General features: G+C 34.0%; 1 protein-coding gene. It reads right to left on the reverse strand.

Annotated elements, in window-relative coordinates:
- Nucleotides 1–185 precede the first annotated feature (185 nt).
- The coding region (locus CYP28_RS01830; protein ID WP_219811236.1) for a hypothetical protein at nt 186–514 on the reverse strand (329 nt) is incomplete at its 5' end.

Genomic DNA, 514 nt, shown 5'->3' on the forward strand with positions numbered 1-514 from the left:
ATTAAAGACACATCAAGCATGTGATTACCAAATAGCCACGCGCAAAAAAATGCACCGATCCACGCCAGGGCTATTTTCATGATTTTGCTTTGCATAACCACTCCTCTTTTAAATTTTCTTAATTATATATCTAAATTTGGCTCAGATCAATACATTTTTGATTTATAACACAATAAGAGGAGGGGTTAGTTTGCCTTAAAGCTTCCTAGTTCTTTTATATCCACATCACTGCTTTTTAGCTTCTCGGCTACATCTTTAGCTTTTTGTTTGTCATAAACTACCAATGAGAACTCTTTACCACCATCTTTTACATATATAACTCTATGTAGCTGAGAATAATATTGCGAGAAAAAGCCATTAACACCGCAAAGCATAAAAAAGCCATTTAAGACAAGTGCCATTATAAATGCTCCAGAGGCTTTATCCAAAAAGAGTTTAATTGTTTTGGCCATATTAAACTTTTTAAAGAAGCTAATCAAAAAATAGGCAGCCAAAAGGGAAAGACCTACACAAC

It is taken from the genome of Campylobacter concisus, assembly GCF_002914195.1.
GTDB classification, from domain to species: domain Bacteria; phylum Campylobacterota; class Campylobacteria; order Campylobacterales; family Campylobacteraceae; genus Campylobacter_A; species Campylobacter_A concisus_M.